This window comes from Massilia haematophila, from assembly GCF_042647645.1.
GTDB classification, from domain to species: Bacteria; Pseudomonadota; Gammaproteobacteria; order Burkholderiales; family Burkholderiaceae_D; genus Telluria; species Telluria haematophila.
Map to the genome: position 1 here is coordinate 802,289 of NZ_JBHRVV010000001.1, position 20,074 is coordinate 822,362.

Annotated in this window: 12 protein-coding genes, 4 tRNA genes and 1 pseudogene; 8 read left to right on the forward strand and 9 right to left on the reverse strand. The window is 67.5% G+C overall.

Translation table 11 applies throughout. The features are described 5' to 3' along the window. Positions 1 to 173 precede the first annotated feature (173 nt). Positions 174 to 1,001: a response regulator gene (locus ACFOPH_RS03705; protein ID WP_379733600.1), complete on the reverse strand. Its 828-nt coding sequence runs from the start codon at positions 999 to 1,001 to the stop codon at positions 174 to 176. 94 nt (positions 1,002 to 1,095) lie between these two features. Beyond that, positions 1,096 to 1,722, reverse strand: a complete 627-nt coding sequence (locus ACFOPH_RS03710) for a 2-hydroxychromene-2-carboxylate isomerase (protein ID WP_379733602.1) — start codon at positions 1,720 to 1,722, stop codon at positions 1,096 to 1,098. Positions 1,723 to 2,078: 356 nt separating this feature from the next. On the opposite strand from ACFOPH_RS03710, the gene ACFOPH_RS03715 reads away from it, so the two are divergent. The 3 genes from ACFOPH_RS03715 to ACFOPH_RS03725 are packed head-to-tail and all read left to right on the forward strand — an operon-like array spanning position 2,079 to position 6,472. Beyond that, positions 2,079 to 3,953, forward strand: a complete 1,875-nt coding sequence (locus tag ACFOPH_RS03715; protein WP_379733604.1) for a TonB-dependent receptor plug domain-containing protein — start codon at positions 2,079 to 2,081, stop codon at positions 3,951 to 3,953. 9 nt (positions 3,954 to 3,962) lie between these two features. Continuing rightward, positions 3,963 to 4,583 (forward strand): YfiR family protein, encoded by a 621-nt coding sequence (locus ACFOPH_RS03720; protein WP_379733606.1) that lies wholly within the window; start codon positions 3,963 to 3,965, stop codon positions 4,581 to 4,583. Next, complete coding sequence (locus tag ACFOPH_RS03725) at positions 4,580 to 6,472, forward strand: hybrid sensor histidine kinase/response regulator (RefSeq protein ID WP_379733608.1); 1,893 nt, start codon at positions 4,580 to 4,582, stop codon at positions 6,470 to 6,472. The genes ACFOPH_RS03720 and ACFOPH_RS03725 overlap by 4 nt, the downstream gene beginning before the upstream one ends. Positions 6,473 to 6,598: 126 nt before the next feature. Here the strand turns inward: ACFOPH_RS03725 and ACFOPH_RS03730 are convergent, their stop codons facing one another. The 5 genes from ACFOPH_RS03730 to ACFOPH_RS03750 form a co-directional block, all read right to left on the reverse strand. Beyond that, positions 6,599 to 7,144: an FxDxF family PEP-CTERM protein gene (locus tag ACFOPH_RS03730; RefSeq protein ID WP_312552668.1), complete on the reverse strand. Its 546-nt coding sequence runs from the start codon at positions 7,142 to 7,144 to the stop codon at positions 6,599 to 6,601. 421 nt (positions 7,145 to 7,565) lie between these two features. Then, positions 7,566 to 7,642: transfer RNA gene (locus ACFOPH_RS03735), tRNA-Arg, on the reverse strand. Positions 7,643 to 7,859: 217 nt separating this feature from the next. Continuing rightward, a tRNA-Arg gene (locus ACFOPH_RS03740) sits at positions 7,860 to 7,936 on the reverse strand. A 252-nt stretch (positions 7,937 to 8,188) separates the two neighbouring features. Next, positions 8,189 to 8,265 (reverse strand) — tRNA-Arg (locus ACFOPH_RS03745). A 195-nt stretch (positions 8,266 to 8,460) separates the two neighbouring features. Next, positions 8,461 to 8,537, reverse strand: a tRNA-Arg gene (locus ACFOPH_RS03750). A 290-nt stretch (positions 8,538 to 8,827) separates the two neighbouring features. Between ACFOPH_RS03750 and ACFOPH_RS03755 the strand changes: the two are divergent. The 3 genes and pseudogenes from ACFOPH_RS03755 to ACFOPH_RS03765 all read left to right on the forward strand — a co-directional run. After that, positions 8,828 to 10,282 (forward strand): annotated as a pseudogene (locus ACFOPH_RS03755) (ligand-binding sensor domain-containing protein); the annotation flags it as partial. Between the two features lie 502 nt (positions 10,283 to 10,784). Further along, positions 10,785 to 12,665: an ATP-binding protein gene (locus tag ACFOPH_RS03760; protein ID WP_379733610.1), complete on the forward strand. Its 1,881-nt coding sequence runs from the start codon at positions 10,785 to 10,787 to the stop codon at positions 12,663 to 12,665. Continuing rightward, positions 12,662 to 13,807, forward strand: coding sequence for an alpha-hydroxy acid oxidase (locus tag ACFOPH_RS03765; RefSeq protein ID WP_312552041.1), 1,146 nt, complete (start codon positions 12,662 to 12,664; stop codon positions 13,805 to 13,807). The genes ACFOPH_RS03760 and ACFOPH_RS03765 overlap by 4 nt, the downstream gene beginning before the upstream one ends. A 239-nt stretch (positions 13,808 to 14,046) precedes the next feature. Here the strand turns inward: ACFOPH_RS03765 and ACFOPH_RS03770 are convergent, their stop codons facing one another. Together ACFOPH_RS03770 and ACFOPH_RS03775 are read right to left on the reverse strand one after the other, a co-directional pair. Further along, positions 14,047 to 14,994 carry a D-2-hydroxyacid dehydrogenase gene (locus ACFOPH_RS03770; protein WP_312552043.1) on the reverse strand — a complete coding sequence of 316 codons (948 nt, stop codon included), beginning with the start codon at positions 14,992 to 14,994 and terminating at the stop codon, positions 14,047 to 14,049. Positions 14,995 to 15,160: 166 nt separating this feature from the next. Beyond that, positions 15,161 to 15,496, reverse strand: coding sequence for a hypothetical protein (locus ACFOPH_RS03775; RefSeq protein ID WP_312552045.1), 336 nt, complete (start codon positions 15,494 to 15,496; stop codon positions 15,161 to 15,163). A gap of 221 nt (positions 15,497 to 15,717) precedes the next feature. On the opposite strand from ACFOPH_RS03775, the gene ligD reads away from it, so the two are divergent. Continuing rightward, positions 15,718 to 18,333 carry a DNA ligase D gene (ligD, locus tag ACFOPH_RS03780; RefSeq protein WP_379733613.1) on the forward strand — a complete coding sequence of 872 codons (2,616 nt, stop codon included), beginning with the start codon at positions 15,718 to 15,720 and terminating at the stop codon, positions 18,331 to 18,333. Positions 18,334 to 18,434: 101 nt separating this feature from the next. Then, a complete protein-coding gene (locus tag ACFOPH_RS03785; protein ID WP_379733615.1) occupies positions 18,435 to 19,979 on the forward strand; it encodes a catalase in 1,545 nt (514 codons plus the stop codon). Positions 19,980 to 20,074 lie beyond the last annotated feature (95 nt).

The window sequence follows — 20,074 nt, forward strand, 5'->3', positions numbered from 1 at the left end:
GGGATGGGTGGGCGCGTACGCCTGCCGATGGTTTCAGTGGACATCATGGTTCCTTGCTCGGTGCGGCGCCGGGCGTGCGCAAGCGCACGCGGCGGCGGGCATGCGCGCACGGGCGCGGCCCTTGGCCATTCTAGCCCAGCCGGGATGGCCGCCAGCACACGTTTGGGCGGCACTCAGGCGCCCACCCGCGGTTGGCTGGACACCTTGTTCAGCGCATCCTGGAGCTGGTCGAGTTCATAGGGCTTCTGCAGCGACTGGTAGGGGAACTCGAGGTGGCGCAGCAGCATGTCGCCGTAGCCCGAGGCGAAGATCACCTTCAGGTGCGGGTGGCGCCTGAGCGATTCGCGCGCCAGGTCGACGCCGGACATGCCGGGCAGGCTGACGTCGGTGAACAGCACCTGGTAGCGCTTGCCCGCCAGGCGCGCCAGCGCGTCGTCCGGATGGGCCACGCCGTCGGCCTCGTAGCCGAAGGCCTTGAGCATCTCGCACACCATGTATTGCGAATCGAGGTTGTCCTCGACCACCAGGATCTGCAAGGCGCCGCCCTCATCGGGCGCGCCGGCCGTCTCGACGGCGCTGGCGGGGCCGAGCGCGCACAGCACGCCGCCAACCTCGCCGTCCGCCGCCACCGGCGTGAAATGCAGGTCGTAGCGGACCGGTCCGGCAGCACCGAAGCCGACCGCGGCATCCGCGACCACGGCCGCTTCGCCGCGCCAGGCGCGCGCCAGGCCTTCGTGACCGGCGGACAGCGGCGGCGGCATCACGGCCGGCACCGAGCCGCCGGGCACCCGGCCGAAGCCCGGCCCGGCCAACGCGCCATACGCTTCGTTGCACAGGAGGATGGACTGCGGCCCCCATTGCAGCAGCATCGGGAGCGGCGTATTGAACATCAGATCCGCGGCCAGGCGCAGCGGCTGCGGCCAGCCGGCCGGGTCGCCCAGCGTGCTGGTGCTCCAGTCATATGCGGAAACAGTGAGGGCGGACTTACCGGAAGGGTGCATGGGAAACAGCCTGTTGTGTATTCGAAAACATGGCCGAATCCTACACTAAATAGCGGCGCACCGTCGGCGCGCTTGCGTTGCCGGTGCGCACGTCTCAGCGTCGTCCGGAGGCCGCCCAGGCGATCGCATCCTCGAGGCGGTCGTTACCCCAGAACATTTCGTCGCCGGCAAACATGGTCGGCCCGCCGAACACGCCGCGCGCCTGCGCTTCCTCGGTGCTGGCGCGCAGGCGCGCCTTGTTCGGCTCCAGCAGGGCCGCCGCGACGACGCCCCGCGGGTCGTCCACCAGGCCGTCGAGCGCGCGCAGGACGTTGGCAGGGGCGTCGATGTCCAGGTCCTCGACCCAGTTCTGCCGCATCACGCGGCGGCAGAATGCGCCCATCCAGGCTTCCTGCGCGCCGAGCGCCGCCACGCGCATCGGCAGCACCGCCTTGCGCGGGAAGACCGAGGGCCGCACGAACGGCAAGCCGTATTTGCGCGCCTCGCGTTCCATGTCGCGCCACATGTAGCGGCCCTTGGCTTCCTGCAGGACAAACGGGGAGGTGCTCCAGCCGAGCTGGCGGAAGACCGGGCCGAGCAGGAAGGGACGCCAGCGCAGGACGACGCCGTTGCGGGCGGCCAGCGCCTCGACGCGCATCAGCGCCAGGTAGCTGTAGTTGCTGCCGAACTCGAACCAGAACTCGAGTTCTGGAGGATGCGCGGCGCTGGGCAGGTCTTCCACGGCAGTCTCCCGATGAGGCAAGACCACCGATGATAGCGCCGGCCCCGCCGTTCAGGCAAAAAAAAGCCCGCTCGATGAGGAGCGGGCTGAATCTATTTCCTAAGGGGAATAGAGGAGACAGGTAGGATTATGCTGCTGTGCAACAGAAATCTCCAATTTTTATTCGTAATGACGGTTATAGCCTGGCTATATGGCTCGGCCATATGGCTGGGTTGTATGGCTGGGCTGTATTAAGCGCGTGATGGCTGTTGGACAGTCGCGCCAGGCCGCGCACGGCTGGGTGCACGCGCTTGGTACATGTTACAAAATGTTTTACCATGGCAAATATGCTAAAAAAACGTCTGCCGAGTCGTGTCTTGCTGGGCTTGCTTACAGTCTGTTCGGAGGTCGGGGCCCAGGAGGGCGGGACGCTGGCCGACTATTCGCTCGAGCAATTGGCCGATATCGTCGTCACTTCTGTGGCGCGCCAGGAAACCCGGCTGTCCGCCGCGCCGGCCTCGGTGTATGTGATCGGCGGCGCCGAGATCCGCCGCTCCGGGGCGGCCACCTTGCCCGAGGCGCTGCGCCTGGCGCCGAACCTGCTGGTGGCGCGCGCCGATGCCCATGATTACGCGATCAGCGCGCGCGGTTTCGGCTCGACCCTGTCCAACAAGCTGCTGGTCCTGATCGACGGGCGCAGCGTGTATTCGCCGCTGTTCTCGGGGGTGTTCTGGGATACCCAGGACGTGGTCATGGCCGACATCGAGCGCATCGAGGTCATCAGCGGCCCGGGCGCGACCATCTGGGGCGCCAACGCGGTCAACGGCGTCATCAACATCATCACCCGCGCCGCCGGCGATACCCAGGGCAACCAGCTGGTCGTGCGCGGCGGCCAGGGCGGCGCCAGCGGTTCGCTGCGCCACGGCGGCACCCTCGGCGCCGGCGGCCATTACCGGGTCTACGCCAAGGCCGTGCATCGCGACGACGTCGCCAGCGAGGGCGGGCAGGGGCAAGGCACCGGCTGGCGCCGCCGCCAGGCGGGCTTTCGCGCCGACTGGGAGCAGGGCGGCGACAGCGTCACCGTCAGCGGCGACCTCTACGAGGGCACGCTGGGCGAATCCAGCCAGCCGTCCACCACGATCAGCGGCGCCAACCTGCTGGCGCGCAGCGTGCGCAGCCTGGGTGCGGGCTCGACCCTGCGCATCCAGGCCTATCTCGACCATAGCCGGCGCCACCAACCCGTCGGCAGCCAGCGCCTGGACACCGCCGACATCGAGGTCCAGCACGACCTGCGCATCGGCGCGCGCCAGCGCCTGGCCTGGGGCGGGGGCTACCGGATCAGCCATGACCGCATCCGCAGCAGTCCGTGGCTGCGCGTGGTCCCGGAAAACAAGAACCTGCGCTGGGCCAACCTGTTCGTGCAGGACGAGATCCGCCTGGCCGACACGCTGCGCTTCACGGCCGGGGCCAAGGCCGAGCACAACGTGTATACCGGACTCGAATGGTTGCCGAGCGCGCGCCTGGCCTGGAACGCGGCGCCGGACACCTTGCTGTGGGCCGCCGCCTCGCGCACGGTGCGCGCGCCTTCGCGCCTGGACCGCGACCTGCGCGTGGTCGCCGGCGCCAATTCCGACGGCAGGCCGCGCTATGCCATCGATGGCGGGCCGGATTTCCAGGCCGAGACGGCGCGGGTGATCGAGCTGGGTTACCGTGCCCAGCCGGCATCTTCGCTGTCGCTGTCGGCCACCCTGTTCTACAGCGACTACGACCGCCTGCGCACGCTGGAGCTGCGCCCGGGCCTGCCGGCGCGTTTCGAGAACCGCGCCGACGGCCTAGCGCGCGGCCTGGAAGCCTGGGCCAGCTGGCAGCCGATGCGCGGCTGGCGCCTGTCCGGCGGCGCGGTGGTTCAGGACATCGACATCGGCGCCAATGCCGACAGCCGCGACCGTTCGGGCGTCGCCGGGCTGGCGGCGAACGACCCGAAACACACCTGGAGCCTGCGTTCGGCCCATGAGCTGGCGCCCGGCCTGCAGCTCGATTTGTCGCTGCGGCACATCGGCGGCCTGCCGGAACCGGCCGTGCCGGGATATCATGAGCTCGACGCAAGGATCGCCTGGCAGGCCAGGCCCAATCTCGAACTCGCCCTCGTCGGGCGCAACCTGTTGCACGACAAACACGCCGAATTCGGCGTGCCCGGCCTGCGCCAGACCTTCGAGCGCAGCCTGACGGCGAGCGCGATCCTGCAATTCTGAACGCGGCCCATGATTCGACACCGACTTTTATTTTCCCCCGTGCCGGGCAGGCGCCGCCCCTGGCGCCTGGCCGGCTGGACGCTGGCCTGCGCCGCGGCCCTGTTCGCGGCCGTTGCCGTCGTGCCGCCGCCGGCGCTGGCCCAGAACGGCGGCGCCGGCCACGCGCTCGAACGCCGCGTGAAGGCCGCCTTCCTCTATAAATTCCTGGGTTACGCCGAGTTCCCGGCCGCTTCCTTCCCCGACGCCGGCTCGCCGGTGACGATCGGGGTGATCGGTTCCGACGAGATGGCGGCCGAGCTGGCGCGCGTGGTCGCCGGACGCAACGTGGCCGGCCGTCCGGTCGTGGTGCGCGCGCTGCGCGAAGGCGAGGGCGGCTCCGTGCACCTGCTGTTCGTCGCCGGCAGCGACAGTGCCCGCGCCGGCCGCGTGCTCAGGAGCGGCCCGGCGGCGCTGCTGCCGGTGACCGAGTGCGATCTCGGCCTGCAGCAGGGCAGCGTCATCAATTTCAGGATCGTCGACGAGCGCGTGCGCTTCGACGTCTCGCTCGACTCCGCAGAGAGGAACAACGTGAAACTCAGTTCGCGACTGCTCACCGTCGCCAACCGCGTCGTGAAGGGAGCGTCGTCATGAACGCACACGATAGCGGCTCCGTCCGCAGCAAGCTGGTCAAGATGGCGGTGTTCACCACGCTGGCGGCCCTGCTGTCGGCCTCGATCGCCATGCTGGTGCTCGACCTGCGCACCTTCCAGCGCCTGTGGATCGACGACCTCTCGACCCAGGCCGAGATCATGGCCAGCGTCACCGCGCCGGCGCTGGCGTTTTCCGACGCCAGGACCGCCCAGCAGCAGCTGGCGGTATTGCGCGCGCGTCCGCAGATCCTGGCCGGCGCCGTCTTCACCGCCTCCGGTTCGCGCTTCGCCAGCTACGTCAAGGCCGGCGCCGAGCAGGCGCTGCCGGCGCGTCCGCGCGCGGCCGGCTACCGCATCGACAGCGGCGGGCTCGAGGTCTGGCACAACATCGTCGAAAACGGCGAACTGGTCGGCACCGTCTACCTGCGCTCGCGCTACGGCCTGGTCGACCGCCTGCTCAACTACGGCGCGATCCTGGGCGGCGTGATGCTGGGCGCGCTGGTGATCGCGGCCCTGGTCGCCTCGCGCCTGCAGGCCGCCATCACCCGTCCGCTGGAGGCGGTGACCAACGTCGCGCGCCAGGTGATGCAGCGGCGCGACTTCACGCTGCGCGTGCCGGGCCACGACAGCGGCGAGATCGGGGTGCTGGTCGAGGCCTTCAACGACATGCTGGCCGAGATCGGGCGCCGCGCCGAGGCCCTGCAGAACGCCAACCGCACGCTCGAGCACGAAATGGACGTGCGCCAGAAGGCCGAGCAGGCGCTGATCGTGGCCGACCGCAGGAAGGACGAATTCCTGGCCACGCTGGCGCACGAGCTGCGCAATCCGCTGGCGCCGATCCGCACCGGCCTGGACATCCTGCGCATCCGCAGCGGCGACGCCCAGGCCACCCAGCGCGCCACCGACATCATGGAACGCCAGCTGCGCCAGATGGTGCGCCTGGTGGACGACCTGCTGGACGTCTCGCGCATCAACACCGGCAAGTTCGCGATCAAGATGGGCCGGGTTGAGCTGAAGGCGGTGGTCAACGACGCCCTCGAGGTGGTGCGCTCCTACATCGAGCTGCACGGCCACGAACTGGTGCTGGACCTGCCGGACCGCCCGGTGTTCCTGCACGGCGACGCCACGCGCCTGGCGCAGATCCTCTCGAACCTGCTGAACAACGCCGCCAAGTACACCAACCGCGGCGGGCGCGTCACGCTCGCCGGCCGCGTGGAGGAGAAGACCCTGGTGCTGGAGGTATCGGACACCGGCATCGGCATCGCCCCGGAGATGCTGGACTCGGTGTTCGAGATGTTCGTCCAGGTCGACTCGACCCTGGAGCGCACCAATGCCGGCCTGGGCGTCGGCCTGTCGCTGGCGCGCAAGCTGGTCGAGCTGCACGGCGGGACCATCACCGCGCGCAGCGAAGGACTGGGCAGCGGCAGCTGCTTCACGGTGCGCCTGCCGATCGTGGTCGAGCCGGAACTGCCGACCAAGCCGACCCCGGCCGCCTTCATCAGCACCGAGACCTACCGCATCCTGCTGGCCGACGACAACGTCGACTTCGTCAACAGCATCGGCGCGCTGCTGACGGCCATGGGCCACAGCGTGGTCATCACCCACAACGGCCCGGACGCCCTGGCGGCGGCGGCGCGCTTCTGCCCGGACTACGCCTTCCTCGACATCGGCCTGCCGCAGATGTCGGGCTACGACCTGGCGCGCGGCATCCGCAAGCTGTCCTGCGGCGCCATGACCGCCCTGATCGCGGTCACCGGCTGGGGCCAGGAAAAGGACCGCCAGCTGGCCTTCGAGGCCGGCTTCGACCATCACATGGTCAAGCCGGTGCGCTTCGAGCAGATCGAGGAGATCCTGGGCAACCGCAGCATCATCAAGAAGCTGCGCACCTGAACCGGAAGCGCGCAGGAAGAAGGAAAAAAACGGAGACGCTGGCGCGGCTCCGTTTTTTTTGCGCCATCGGACGGGCGCCGAAGGTTGGCAAAACGCGTTGCACAACGCGCGGCACAACGCGCGCCGCTACCCCTGCTTGGTCTTGCGGCGGCGCGCCAGGTAGCCCAGCACGCCCAGGCCGCCCAGCATCATGCCGTAGGTCTCGGGCTCGGGGACCGGCATCAGCATCACGGCGCCGCCGAACGAGGCTGCATCGTTCGAGACCATGGTGCCGTTTACCCGCAGGTAGTAGTCGCCCGAACTCAGGTTGCCGCCGGCGACCCGCCACACATCGGCCGCGCCCGACTGCAGCGCGCTACCCTGGCTGAGCAGGTTGTCGTTGCCGTCGAACAGCCACAGGCCCGTGATGTCGAGCCCGACGTCGGGGCTGCGGCTGACCGAACCGACGATGGCGTCGACATTGATGCCCACGGTCGAGTCGATGGTGAAGGTGAAGCGGTCCGCAAAGGTACTGCCGCTGTTGCCTTCGCCCAGGGTGTCGCCGAAATAGGCGGCGGTGTCGTCGACCAGGTCGAGCGCCTGTGGCGAGTCGCCGATGACCTGGGCCTGCACCGCCGTCGATCCGAACGACGCGCCTGCCAACACGATTGCTGCGATTAACGATTTTTTCATGGCTACCTCACGCTGGAAGCCGGCCGCGTCATGCGGCCGGTATGGCAATCGGGGTCTTTTATGCTAGCAAACGGGCGTGGAGTGCGCGCAACCCATGCTGAGATGTGACGCGCAGGCGACAACTTTGTCGTGCAGGAACAAATGCCTTGCGGCGACAGAAAACGCGGCGCGCTAGAGGGAAGGGTAGCTTGATGAGTTTATTGAGAAAAAGACCACAGGCATTGCTCAGATAGCGTCAGCGCCATCCTACAAAAATGCGGGTGGATTTCCGGCGCAGAGCTAAGCCTCGTTTAAGCGAATCGCTTGACTGGAGCGGGGTGGACTGGACCAATCTCGCCAAGCGCCGGGCGGGAAAGCAAAACAGGCGAGGCGGAAAGAAAAAAGGCTCAGAATTTCTTCTGAGCCTTTTCCTTGAAACGGTTGGTGCGGCTGGCAGGAATCGAACCCACGACCCCTTGGTTCGTAGCCAAGTACTCTATCCAGCTGAGCTACAGCCGCCCGAGGCACGCATTATAGCGGGCTCGGGCCGATTATGGAAGCGCCAATTGCGACTGTGGCAAAACAGGCTGCGCCGCGGGTTCGGGACGGCCCGGCGTGCGTGAGCGGCGCGCCGGCACCGGGCGCCATGAAAGAACGGAAGGAATCGATGCAGTGTGCGGGGTGGCGCGGAAAAACGAAAAAGGCCAGATCTTGCGATCTGGCCTTCCGTGTTGGTTGGTGCGGCTGGCAGGAATCGAACCCACGACCCCTTGGTTCGTAGCCAAGTACTCTATCCAGCTGAGCTACAGCCGCCCGAGGCACGCATTATAGCGGGGCCGATCCGATTATGGAAGCGCTAATTGCGATGGTGTCAAAAACCGTGCGAAGCGGCTTCCGGCCACCGTCGCGCGCGGCGCAAGCGCTGCTGCGCAGCAGGCCAGGAAGCGGGCGCGGCAAGTTGACGGTGCAAAGGCAAACGGAGGCGGGGAGGGTGGCGCCGCACCGAGGACGGCGGGCCGGAAAACGAAAAAGGCCAGATCTTGCGATCTGGCCTTCCGTGTTGGTTGGTGCGGCTGGCAGGAATCGAACCCACGACCCCTTGGTTCGTAGCCAAGTACTCTATCCAGCTGAGCTACAGCCGCCCGAGGCACGCATTATAGCGGCACTTGTTGTTTTTTGGAAGTCTTGATTGGAATGATGACAAAATCGCTGTGGCAGGAGAGTACGTCCCCGGCGTGGCGCCATCGAATTGCCTGGTGGTGGACCCCGCATTGCGCCCTTGCCGGGCCCGGAAAACGAAAAAGGCCAGATCTTGCGATCTGGCCTTCCGTGTTTCTTGGTGCGGCTGGCAGGAATCGAACCCACGACCCCTTGGTTCGTAGCCAAGTACTCTATCCAGCTGAGCTACAGCCGCCCGATGCACGCATTATAGCAGCCGCATGTTATTCGGGGAAGTCTTAATTTATTACAACTCTTTGTGGCCTTCTGGTAGATTAAACGCATCTCTTCGAATCGGATGCGAACCGGATGATCATGCTGGGGTTTACCAGGCGCGCGCGCGGCCGTGCGGCGCGCACCGTGCTGTGCGTGCTGGCCGGCGTATTGTTCAACGCGCTGCTCGCCGCGGCGCTGGGCGCGCCGGGCGCCGCCAACGCCACCTCGGCGCGCAGCCTGCGCTTCGAGCGCCTGTCGATCGAGAATGGCATGACCCAGGAATCGGTGCTCGCCATCCTGCAGGACCGCCAGGGCTTCATGTGGTTCGGCACCCAGGCCGGCCTGAACCGCTATGACGGCTACCGCCTGACTGTCTACCGCAACGATCCGCACGATCCGGCCTCCCTGCCGGACGGTTTCATCAACGCCGCCTTCGAGGACGCCGAGGGCCGCCTCTGGTTCGGCACCAAGGGCGGCCTGGCGCGCTTCGACCCCGCCAGCGGCAAGTTCGTCCGCTACTCCCTGCTCGCGCCCGGCGCCGGACAGGAGGCCAACCGCAGCGTGAACGCGATCGCGGCCGACCGCCAGGGCGTCCTCTGGCTCGGTACCAGCGACGGCCTGAAACGCTTCGATCCGCGCTCCGGCGCCTTTGCCGCGTTGCGCTACCCCGACAGCCAGCCGGGGGAGGCGGGCGACGGCATCGTCAACGCCCTGGCCTTCGACACCGAGGGCAGCCTCTGGGTCGGCACGGCCGGCGGCCTGGCGCGCCTCGCCCCGGGCGCGGACAGTCTCGTACGGGTGCCTTCCGGCGCGCAAGATCCACGCCGCGCGCGCATCCTGTCGCTGTCGATGGGGCCGCGCGAGACGCTGTGGGTCGGCACCGAGGGCGGGCTGGAGGAGTGGCGGCTCGGTGCGGGCCAGCCGCGGCGGCGCAAGGTGGAGGCGGGCGAGGGCGTCGGCGACCTGCGCATCCAGGCCTTGTACCACGACGCCGGCGGTACGCTGTGGGTCGGCACCGAGTTCGATGGCCTGAAGTGGCGCGATCCCGCCAGCGGCCGTTTCGTCTCCTACCGCAACCATCCCCTCGACCAGCACAGCCTGTCGGACAACCAGGTGGCGGCGGTGCGCATCGACCGCACCGGTACGCTCTGGGTCGGCACCCGTTTCGGCGGCGTGAGCCGCACCGACCTGGCCAGCGGCGGCTTTTCGCGGTTCAGCTACGCCCCCGAGTTCGGCTACCAGCGCGGCGACCAGCACGGCGACCAGCACGGCGGCCAGACCGGCTTCCGGAAGGTGCGCGATGTCGTCGCCCGCGCCGACGGCCAGCTGTGGATGGGCACGTCCGGCGCCGGCCTGCTGCTGCTCGACCCGGCCAGCGAACGTACGCGGCAGCTGCGGCACGACCCGCAGCGCGCCGGCTCGCTGCCGAGCGACGTGGTGCACAGCGTGTCGCTGGTCGACGGCCGCTTGTGGGTGGGCACCGGCGCCGGCCTCGCCTGGTGCGACGAGGACGGCGGGGATTTCCATCGCGTCGACCTCGGTCCCGACGGGAACGCCGCCCAGGTCCAGGCGGTGATGAAGACGCGCGACGGCGCCCTCTGGGTGGTCTCGCGCGCCGGTCTCTACCTGCTCGGCGCGGACCTGAAGGTTGGCGCCTCCTGGCGCCACGATCCCGGCAATCCGGCCGGCCTCGGCGAAAACCGCCTGTTCGCCATGGCCGAGGACCACGACGGCATCCTCTGGATCGGCACCGACAATGGACTGGACCGCTTCGACCGCGCCAGCGGCGTGTTCACCCATTACCGCCACGAGGAGGGCAAGCCCGCCAGCCTGCGCCACAACCGCGTCCACGACGTGCTGGTCTCCACCAGCGGCGAACTCTGGGTCGGCACGGCGGGCGGGCTGCACCGCATGGAGCGCGGCGCGGACGGCGAGCCGGCCTTCCGCTACTACACGATCACCGATACCCGCGAGGCGGTGCCGATCGGCGCCATCCTCGAGGACGGCCAGGGCCGGCTGTGGGCCAGCACCACGGTCGGCATCAGCCGGCTCGACCCGGCCAGCGGCCGCTACAAGCACTACACGGCCAAGGACGGCCTGCTCGACGGCAGCTACTTCGTCGATTTCGGCGGCGCGCGGGCCGGACGGCCAGCTGCACTTCGGCGGCGCCAACGGCCTGAGCTCCTTCCAGCCCGATGCGATCCGCGACAATCCCTTTCCGCCGGTGGTGCGCATCACGAACTTCCTGGTCTACAACAAGCCGCGCCCCCTGCCGCAGGCGGGGGCGCTCACGCTGTCGCACCGCGACGCCGTGATTTCGCTCGAATTCGCGGCGCTGCACTACGCGGATCCCGGCAGCAACCGCTATGCCTACCGGCTCGACGGCTTCGACGAGGACTGGGTCGAGACCGATGCCGGCAAGCGCTTCGCCAGCTATACCAACCTCGATCCCGGCAGTTATGTGTTCCGCGTCCGCGCGAGCAACAAGGATGGGCTGTGGGGCGAGGCGCCGGCCACGCTGTCGATCACGATCCTGCCGCCGTGGTGGAAGACCTGGTGGTTCCGCCTGCTGGCGCTGGCGCTGGCCGGCGCGGCGGCCTTCGGCGTCTATTGGCTGCGGGTGCGCGCGCTGGTGCAGCAGAAGGAACTGCTGGAGCGCGAGGTCAACACCCGCACCGCCGAACTGCTGCTGCAGAAGGACGCCGCCGAGCGGCGCAAGCGCGAAGCCGAGCAGCAGCAGGAGGCGGCCGACCAGGCGCGGCGCAATATCGCGCTGCTGTCGGACATCGGGCGCCGCCTGACGGCCAACCTCGACATGGACGCCATCATGGATACCCTCCACGAGCACGTCCAGGTGCTGATGGAGGCCCAGGTGTTCGGGGTGGCGGTGGCGCGCGCCGGCGACGATGCGCTCGACATCCCGTACGCCGTGGTCGACGGCAAGCGCTGCGCGCCCGACCGGCGCGCGTGGCGCGACCCGCACTCGCTGGCCGCCTGGTGCGTCGAGCACGGGCGCGAGGTCTTCATCAACGACCTGGCCACCGAAGCGGTGCGCTACCTGCCGGCGTCCACCCCGGCCCAGGTGGCGGCCACCGTGCTGCCGGGGGCCGCCGACGGCCGCACGCCGCGCGCGCTGCTCTACGTGCCGGTGTTGGCCGGCAAGCGCGTGCTGGGCGCCCTGGCGGTGCAGAGCTACACGCGCGGCGCCTACCAGCGCGTGCACCTGGACATGCTGCGCACCCTGGCCGCGTATGTCGGCGTCGCGCTCGACAATGCCCAGGCCTACCGCCAGCTGAAGGACGTCCAGACCCAGCTCGCGGCCCAGGAAAAGCTCGCCGGGCTCGGTTCGCTGGTGGCGGGCGTCGCCCACGAACTGAATACGCCGATCGGCAACAGCCTGCTGATGGCCAGCACCCTGCACGAGAAGACGCTCGCGCTCGACCATGCTTTCGAAGCGGCGGCGCTGCGCCGCTCCGAGCTGGCCGGCTACATCGGCGCGTCGCGCGAAGCGCTCGCGCTGATCCAGCGCAGCCTGCACCAGGCCGCCGAGCTGGTGAACAGCTTCCGCCAGGTCTCGGTCGACCAGGGCAGCGCCCAGCGCCGCCGCTTCGACCTGGCGCGCGCCTGCCAGGAAATCGCGGCGACGATGATGAACAAGGTGCGCCTGGCCGGCCACAGCCTGGAGGTCGAGGTGCCGGAGGGGATCGCGATGGACAGCTATCCGGGACCCTTCGGCCAAGTCTTGATCAACTTCGTGAACAACGCGCTGCTGCATGCCTTCGAGGCGCCGGGCGGCCACATGCGGCTGTCGGCGCACCAGGTCGGCGCCGGCTGGGTCCAGCTGCGCTTCGCCGACGACGGCGGCGGCATCGCGCCGGAACACCTGGCGCGCGTGTTCGACCCCTTCTTCACCACGCGCATGGGGCAGGGCGGCACCGGCCTGGGCCTGAGCATCGCGCACACCATCGCCACTTCGCTGCTGGGCGGCGCAATCCGGATCGACAGCGCGCCCGGTGCGGGCACCGTCTTCATCCTCGACCTGCCCCTGGTGGCGGCCGAGGCGAGGACCAACGGACTATCCAACGACGAGAGGAAACTGCACGCATGAGCATCATCACGACCATCGAGGACCTGCGCGTACTGGCCAGGCGGCGCGTGCCGCGCATGTTCTACGACTATGCCGACGCCGGTTCGTGGACCGAGTCGACCTACCGCGCCAACGAGAGCGACTTCGCCGCCATCAAGTTCCGGCAGCGGGTGGCGGTGAACCTGGTCGACCGCAGCCTGAAGAGCACGATGGTGGGGCAGGAAGTGGCGATGCCGGTGGCGCTGGCGCCGACCGGGCTGACCGGCATGCAGCATGCCGACGGCGAGATCCTGGCGGCGCGTGCGGCCGAGAAGATCGGGGTGCCGTTCACGCTCTCGACGATGAGCATCTGCTCGATCGAGGACGTGGCCGCGCGCACCACCAAGCCGTTCTGGTTCCAGCTCTACGTGATGAAGGACCGCGACTTCATCAACCGCCTGATCGACCGCGCCAAGGCCGCCAACTGCTCGGCGCTGGTGCTCACGCTGGACCTGCAGGTGCTGGGCCAGCGCCACAAGGACGTCCGCAACGGCATGACGGCGCCGCCGAAGCTGACCATCCCGAACCTGATGAACCTGGCCACCAAGCCGCGCTGGTGCATGAACATGCTGCGCACGCCGCGCCGCCACTTCGGCAACATCGTCGGCCATGCGAAGAGCGTCTCGGACATGAGTTCGCTGTCGTCCTGGACCTCGCAGCAGTTCGACCCGGCGCTGTCGTGGAAGGATGTGGAATGGATCAAGGAGCGCTGGGGCGGCAAGCTGATCATCAAGGGCATCATGGATGCCGAGGACGCGCGCCTGTGCGTCGAAAGCGGCGCCGACGCGCTGATCGTCTCGAACCACGGCGGCCGCCAGCTGGACGGCGCGCCCTCGAGCATCCGCGCCTTGCCCGGGATCGTCGACGCCGTCGGCAGCCGGATCGAGGTGCACATGGATGGCGGCATCCGCTCGGGCCAGGACGTGATCCGCGCGCTGGCGCTGGGCGCGAGAGGCGTCTACATCGGCCGGCCCTTCCTCTACGGCCTGGGCGCGATGGGCGAGGCGGGCGTCGCGCGCTGCCTCGAGATCATCCGCAACGAGCTCGATCTGACCATGGCCTTCTGCGGCCTGCGCGACGTGCGCCACGTGGACCGGAACATCCTGTTGCCGGGGACGTATTGAGGTATTGGGCGGTGGGTTCGAGAACCCACCCTACAACCCGGCCAAAGAACGTAGGGTGGGTTCTCGAACCCACTGAGGTTGGTGGTTCGGACGCGCCGGGGGCGCAAACGTTGTATTGGTGGGTTCAAGAACCCACCCTACGACGCCGGTAGGGTGGGTTCTCGAACCCACTACAACCCGGCCAAAGAACGTAGGGTGGGTTCTCGAACCCACCGCTGTACGGCCTGATCAGCGGGGAACTACAACACTACGTTCGTCGGCCGACCGCTTTCCCAGGCCTCGATATTCTCGACCAGCATGTCCGCCAGCGTCTGCATCGCCCCCGCGCTGGCCCAGGCCACGTGCGGCGTGAGGATGAAGTTCGGCAGGCGCAGCCCGAGCAGGGGATTGTCCGGCCCCGGCGGCTCCTGGCTCAGGACGTCGAAGCCGGCGCCGCCGATGGTGCGCCGCATCAGCGCCTCGGCCAGCGCCGCTTCGTCCACCAGCCCGCCGCGCGCGGTGTTGATCAGCAGGCCGGTCGGCTTCATCAAGCCCAGTTCGCGCGCGCCGATCATGTGGCGCGTCTGCTGCGAGAGCGGCAGGTGCAGGCTGATCACGTCCGAGGTCGCCAGCAGTTCGTCGAGCGCCAGCTCGGTGATGCCGGGCTCGTTCACGGGCGAGCGCGAGGTGGTGCAGACCTGCATCCCGAAGGCTTGCCCGATCTGCGCCACGCGCCGGCCCAGCGCGCCGAAGCCGACGATGCCCAGGCGGGTGCCGGCCAGGTCGCCGATCGGATGATCGAGCAGGCAGAAGCGGTTCGAATGCTCCCAGCGCCCGGCCTCGACGTCGGCGACGTAGGCGCGCAGGTTGCGGCGCAGGGCCAGCATCAGGGTGAAGCAGTGCTCGGGCACCGACACCAGGGAGTAATTGCGGATGTTCGCCACCGCGATGCCGCGCGCGCGGCAGGCCGCCAGGTCGACGTTGTCGGTGCCGGTGGCGGCCACCGCGACCATCTTCAGGTCGGGCAGCCGGTCGATGACGTCGGCCCGCAGCACCACCTTGTTGGTCACGGCGATGCTGGCGCCGCGCAGGCGTTCGAGCACCTGGTCGGGGGCGGTGGCGGGATAGTCCTGCCAGTCGTGCGCAAAGGCGGGCGGGCGCAGCGTCGCGATCAGGCTGTCGCGGTCGAGGAAGACGATCTTGTGCATGGCGCTTCTTTCGTCATGTGAAGTCGAACAATTGTAGAGCATGCGTGGCGCATGAGCGCAAAAACGCCATCGACGCCGTGATAAAGCGGGTAGAAAAATGGATGGCGAAAAAAAGACAGGGCAGGCCCTGTCTTTTTTGGGTATATGGAGGGGAGCTCGAGCGGCTTTACTTGGTGGAGGCGGCGGTGGTGGTGTTGTGATCCGCCGCGTCGTGCTTGGCTTCGGCCTTCTGTTCGGCGGCATCGGCCTTGGCTTCCGCCTTTTCCTTGGTGGCTTTCTTCTCGGCCTTGGCCTTCTTCTTGGCGGCATCGGCCTTGGCCTCGGCGACGTCGGCTTTCGCCTCGGCCTGGGCCTTCTCTACCTTGGCATCGGCCTTCGCGACATCCTTGGCTTCCTTGGCCTCGGCCTTGGCAGCCGGCGTGGCGCTGTGGGTTGCGCTGGTCTGGGCAAATGCCGAGGTGGCGAACAGGCCTGCAATCAGGGTAGCGACGATTTTGCTCATGGTGTCTTTCCTTCATTAGTTGGAAAAATGGGGACGTCCCGTTCTGGGGAATTCCGGTGCTACTGAGCCGATAACGCGGGCCGTTTTGCCAACGTTGACGCTTATTACATCCCGTTACAATCGACGGCGCCGGCGCATTGGGCGCCGATCGTTAGCTGCCGTACAGTCGGGCCGGGCAGGGCGCTCTAGACTGGGTACATCGAAGTTCGCAGGAGCCCGCCATGCCAGACGCCCTGAAGGAATACAAAGCCAAGCGGGATTTCTCGATCACCTCCGAGCCTGCCGAAGGCGGCGACCCCGGCAAGGACGCCTTGAGTTTCGTGATCCAGAAGCACTGGGCCAGCCGCCTGCACTACGATTTCCGGCTCGAGCTCGACGGCGTGATGAAGAGCTGGGCCGTGCCCAAGGGCCCCAGCTACGATACCCACGACAAGCGCATGGCCGTGCACGTCGAGGACCACCCGATCTCGTATTCCGACTTCGAGGGCACCATCCCCGAGAAACAGTATGGCGCGGGCAAGGTCATCATCTGGGACAAGGGCACCTGGGAGCCGCTGGACGACCCGCACAAGGGCTACCGCAGCGGCAACCTGAAGTTCCGCATCCATGGACACAAGATGCACGGCAACTGGGTGCTGGTGCGCATGAAGGGGCGCGGCGACGAGCGCCAGGAATCCTGGCTCCTGATCAAGGAAAAAGACGACTACGCCCGTCCGGCAGCCGAGTTCTCGGTGGTCGACGAGATGCCCGACAGCGTCAAGAGCCTGCCGATGCCGCACACCTCGGCCAAGGCGCCGGCAAAAGCCAGGGCGACCAAGTCCGGGCGCACCACCAAGGCAAAAGCGGACGCGGCGGCGGCAAAGGCGGTGGCGAAGCTGGCCGCGAAGGATGCCGATACGACGCCCGGCCTGCCCGAGGGCGCTGTCGAAGCGAAGCTGCCGAAGGAATTCGCGCCCGAACTGGCCACGCTGGTCGACGGCGCGCCGCCCGACCCGGAAGAATGGGTATTCGAGGTCAAGTTCGACGGCTACCGCATGCTGGCCCGCATCGAAAACGGCGAGGCGCGCCTCATCACCCGCAACAACAACGACTGGACCGACAAGCTTGGCCCGCTGAAAGAAGAGCTCGAGCGCATGAAGCTGCCCGACGGCTGGTACGACGGCGAGATCGTCGTCCACGACGCCAACGGCCGGCCCAACTTCGGCATGCTGCAGCTCGCCTTCGACGGCAGCCATGCGACCGACATCCTGTACTTCCTGTTCGACGTGCCTTACCTCGGCGGCTACGACCTGCGCGAGGTGGCCCTGGTCGAGCGCCGCGCCCTGCTCGAAGGCGCGCTGGCCCAGGCGGAGGCGTCCGACAAGGTGCGTTTTTCGGGCGAGTTCGGCAACGATCCGGAAGGCCTGGTCGTCGCCGCCTGCAAGATCGGGCTGGAAGGCGTGATCGGCAAGCGGCGCGATTCGCACTACGTCTCGCGCCGCTCGCCCGAGTGGATCAAGCTCAAGTGCGGCCTGCGCCAGGAATTCGTGATCGGCGGCTATACCGATCCGAAGGGCTCGCGCCAGGGCGTCGGTTCGCTCCTGCTCGGCACCTACGACAAGGACGGCGTGCTGCGCTATTGCGGCAACGTCGGCAGCGGCTTCAATGCCGAGAGCCTGCGCGAGATCACGAAGAAGCTGAAGGCGCTCGATACAGACGAGAGTCCGTTCCCGCCGCGCTCGGTCCCGGGACGCCAACACCATTGGGTCAAGCCGAAGCTGATCGCCGAGGTCAGTTTCTCGGAGTGGACGAATACCGGTTCGATCCGCCACCCGGTGTTCCAGGGCCTGCGCAGCGACAAGCCGGCCAAGGGCATCACGCGCGAGGTCGCCAGGCCGATCGAGGAAGTCGCGCCCGCCGCCGCGGACGATGTGGTCGATCCTGCGGCCGATCCGGTCGCGCCACCGGGCAAGCTGCCGGCCACGATGAAGGTCACCCACGGCGAGCGCGTCATCGACGCGAAGACCGGCACCACCAAGCTGGACCTGATCCGCTACTACGCCCTGGTCGGCGAACTGATGATGGAACACCTGAAGGGGCGGCCGGTATCGCTGGTGCGTGCGCCGGCCGGCGTCGGCGGCGAGCTGTTCTTCCAGAAGCATGCGGACGTGAGCAAGATGCCGGGCGTAAAGCACATGGACGAGGCGCTCGATCCCGGCCATCCGCCGATGCTCACCATTGCCGGCGTCGAAGGCATCCTCTCGGCCGCGCAATGGAACGTGGTCGAGATCCACACCCAGAACGCGACGGCCAAGGCCTACGACAAGCCGGACCGCATGGTGTTCGACCTCGACCCGGGCGAGGGCGTCGAGTGGCATACGATGCAGGAAGCGGCCCAGCTGATGCATGCTTTCCTGGACGAACTCGGCCTGCCGAACTTCCTCAAGACCAGCGGCGGCAAGGGCCTGCACGTGGTGGTGCCGATCAAGGGCGGCAAGGACTGGGACACGGTCAAGGCCTTCTCGCAGGCCATCGTCAAGCACCTGGCGTCGACGCTGCCGGAACGCTTCGCTTTCAAGAGCGGCGCCAAGAACCGGGTCGGCAAGATCTTCATCGACTACCTGAGGAACGGGCAGGGCGCCACCACGGTCTGCGCCTGGGCGGCCCGGGTGCGTCCTGGCCTGGGCATCTCGGTGCCGGTCGCATGGGACGAATTGACGTCCCTGACATCGGGCGACCAGTGGAACGTGACCAATGTGCATACGCGGCTGGACCGCGGCAACGTGCCCTGGGCGGGCTACGCCAAGGCGGCGAAGACGCTGACCGCCGCGATGAAACAGTTGGGATTCAAGGCATGAAAGGGTGTTGCCTATCGGTGGCATAGGAATAATTGATTTCCTCAATGCCACACTTGCTGCTAGGATAACTATTCCTTATGCAAAACTGATAGGTAACATCTATGGCACTCTCTTCCTCCGCAGGGCGTTTCGCTGTTTGCGCACTGACGCTGGCTTCGGGCGTCATCGCCCTGAGCCAGGGCGCTCACGCCCAGACCCTCACCAAGGACAACGGCGCCCCGGTCGGCGACAACCAGAACAGCCAGACCGCGGGTCCCGGCGGCCCGACCCTGCTGCAGGACGTGCACCTGGTGCAGAAGCTGCAGCGCTTCGACCGCGAGCGCATCCCCGAGCGCGTGGTGCACGCGACCGGCACTGGCGCCCACGGCGTCTTCACCGCGACCGACGACCTGTCGGACATCAGCAAGGCCAGGCTGTTTGCGAAGAACACCAAGACCCCGGTCTTCGTGCGCTTCTCGACCGTGATCCCGAGCCGCTCCGGCGCCGAAACCACGCGCGACCCGCGCGGCTTCGCCACCAAGTTCTATACCCAGGAAGGCAACTGGGACCTGGTCGGCAACAACCTGCCGATCTTCTTCATCCGCGACGCGATCAAGTTCCCGGACATGATTCACGCGCTGAAGCCCTCGCCGATCTCGAACGTGCAGGAGCCGGAGCGCGTCTTCGACTTCTTCTCGCACGTGCCGGAAGCGACCCACATGCTGACCCGCGTCTACTCGAACTTCGGCACCCCGGCCAGCTACCGCGAAATGAACGGCAGCAGCGTGCACGCGCTGAAGCTGGTGAACGCGCGCGGCGAGTACGTCTACGCCAAGTTCGCCTGGAAGTCGAAGCAGGGCGAGCGCAACCTGCGTCCGCAGGAGATTCCTGTCGTGCAGGGCAAGAGCACCAGCCACGCCACCGTCGACCTGTATGGCGCGATCAACGCCGGCAAGTTCCCTGAGTGGGACCTGACGGTGCAGGTATTGAAGCCGGAAGAACTGAACAAGTTCGACTTCGACCCGCTGGACGCCACCAAGATCTGGCCGGGCGTGCCGGAGCGTAAGGTCGGCACCATGGTGCTGAACAAGGTTCCGGAGAACTTCTTCGAAGCGACCGAGCAGGTCGCCATGGCCCCGGGCAACCTGGTGCCGGGCATCGAAGCCTCGGAAGACCGCATGCTGCAGGGCCGCCTGTTCTCGTACATCGACACCCAGCACCACCGCCTGGGCGCGAACTTCCAGTCGCTGCCGATCAACAAGCCGCTGGTCGCCGTGAACAACAACCACATCGACGGCGCCGGCAACATGGGCAACCGCAAGGGTAACGTCAACTACGAGCCGAGCCGCCTGGCGCCGCTGAAGGAAGACGCGAACGCCCGCAGCAGCAACCTGCCGTTGGTAGGCACGACCCAACAGCAGCGCATTGCGAAGACGCTGAACTTCCGCCAGGCCGGCGAGTTCTACCGCTCGCTGAGCACCCAGGACCGCGACGACCTGATCGCCAACCTGTCCGGCGACCTGAAGATGGTCAAGAATGCCGATAGCCTGAACACCATGCTGTCGCACTTCTGGAAAGCCGATGCGGACTACGGCAAGCGCCTGGTGAAGGCCGTGGGTGCCGACGCAGGCAAGATCGCGGCGATGGCTGCGGCGTTGAAGGAGTAAGCAGGAAGCTGGCGGCGCTGTGCCGCCAGTAGTAAAGCGCTGTCCGGAGCATTCGCTGGACGGCGCGAGGCCGGGCCATTGCGCCCGGTTTTTTT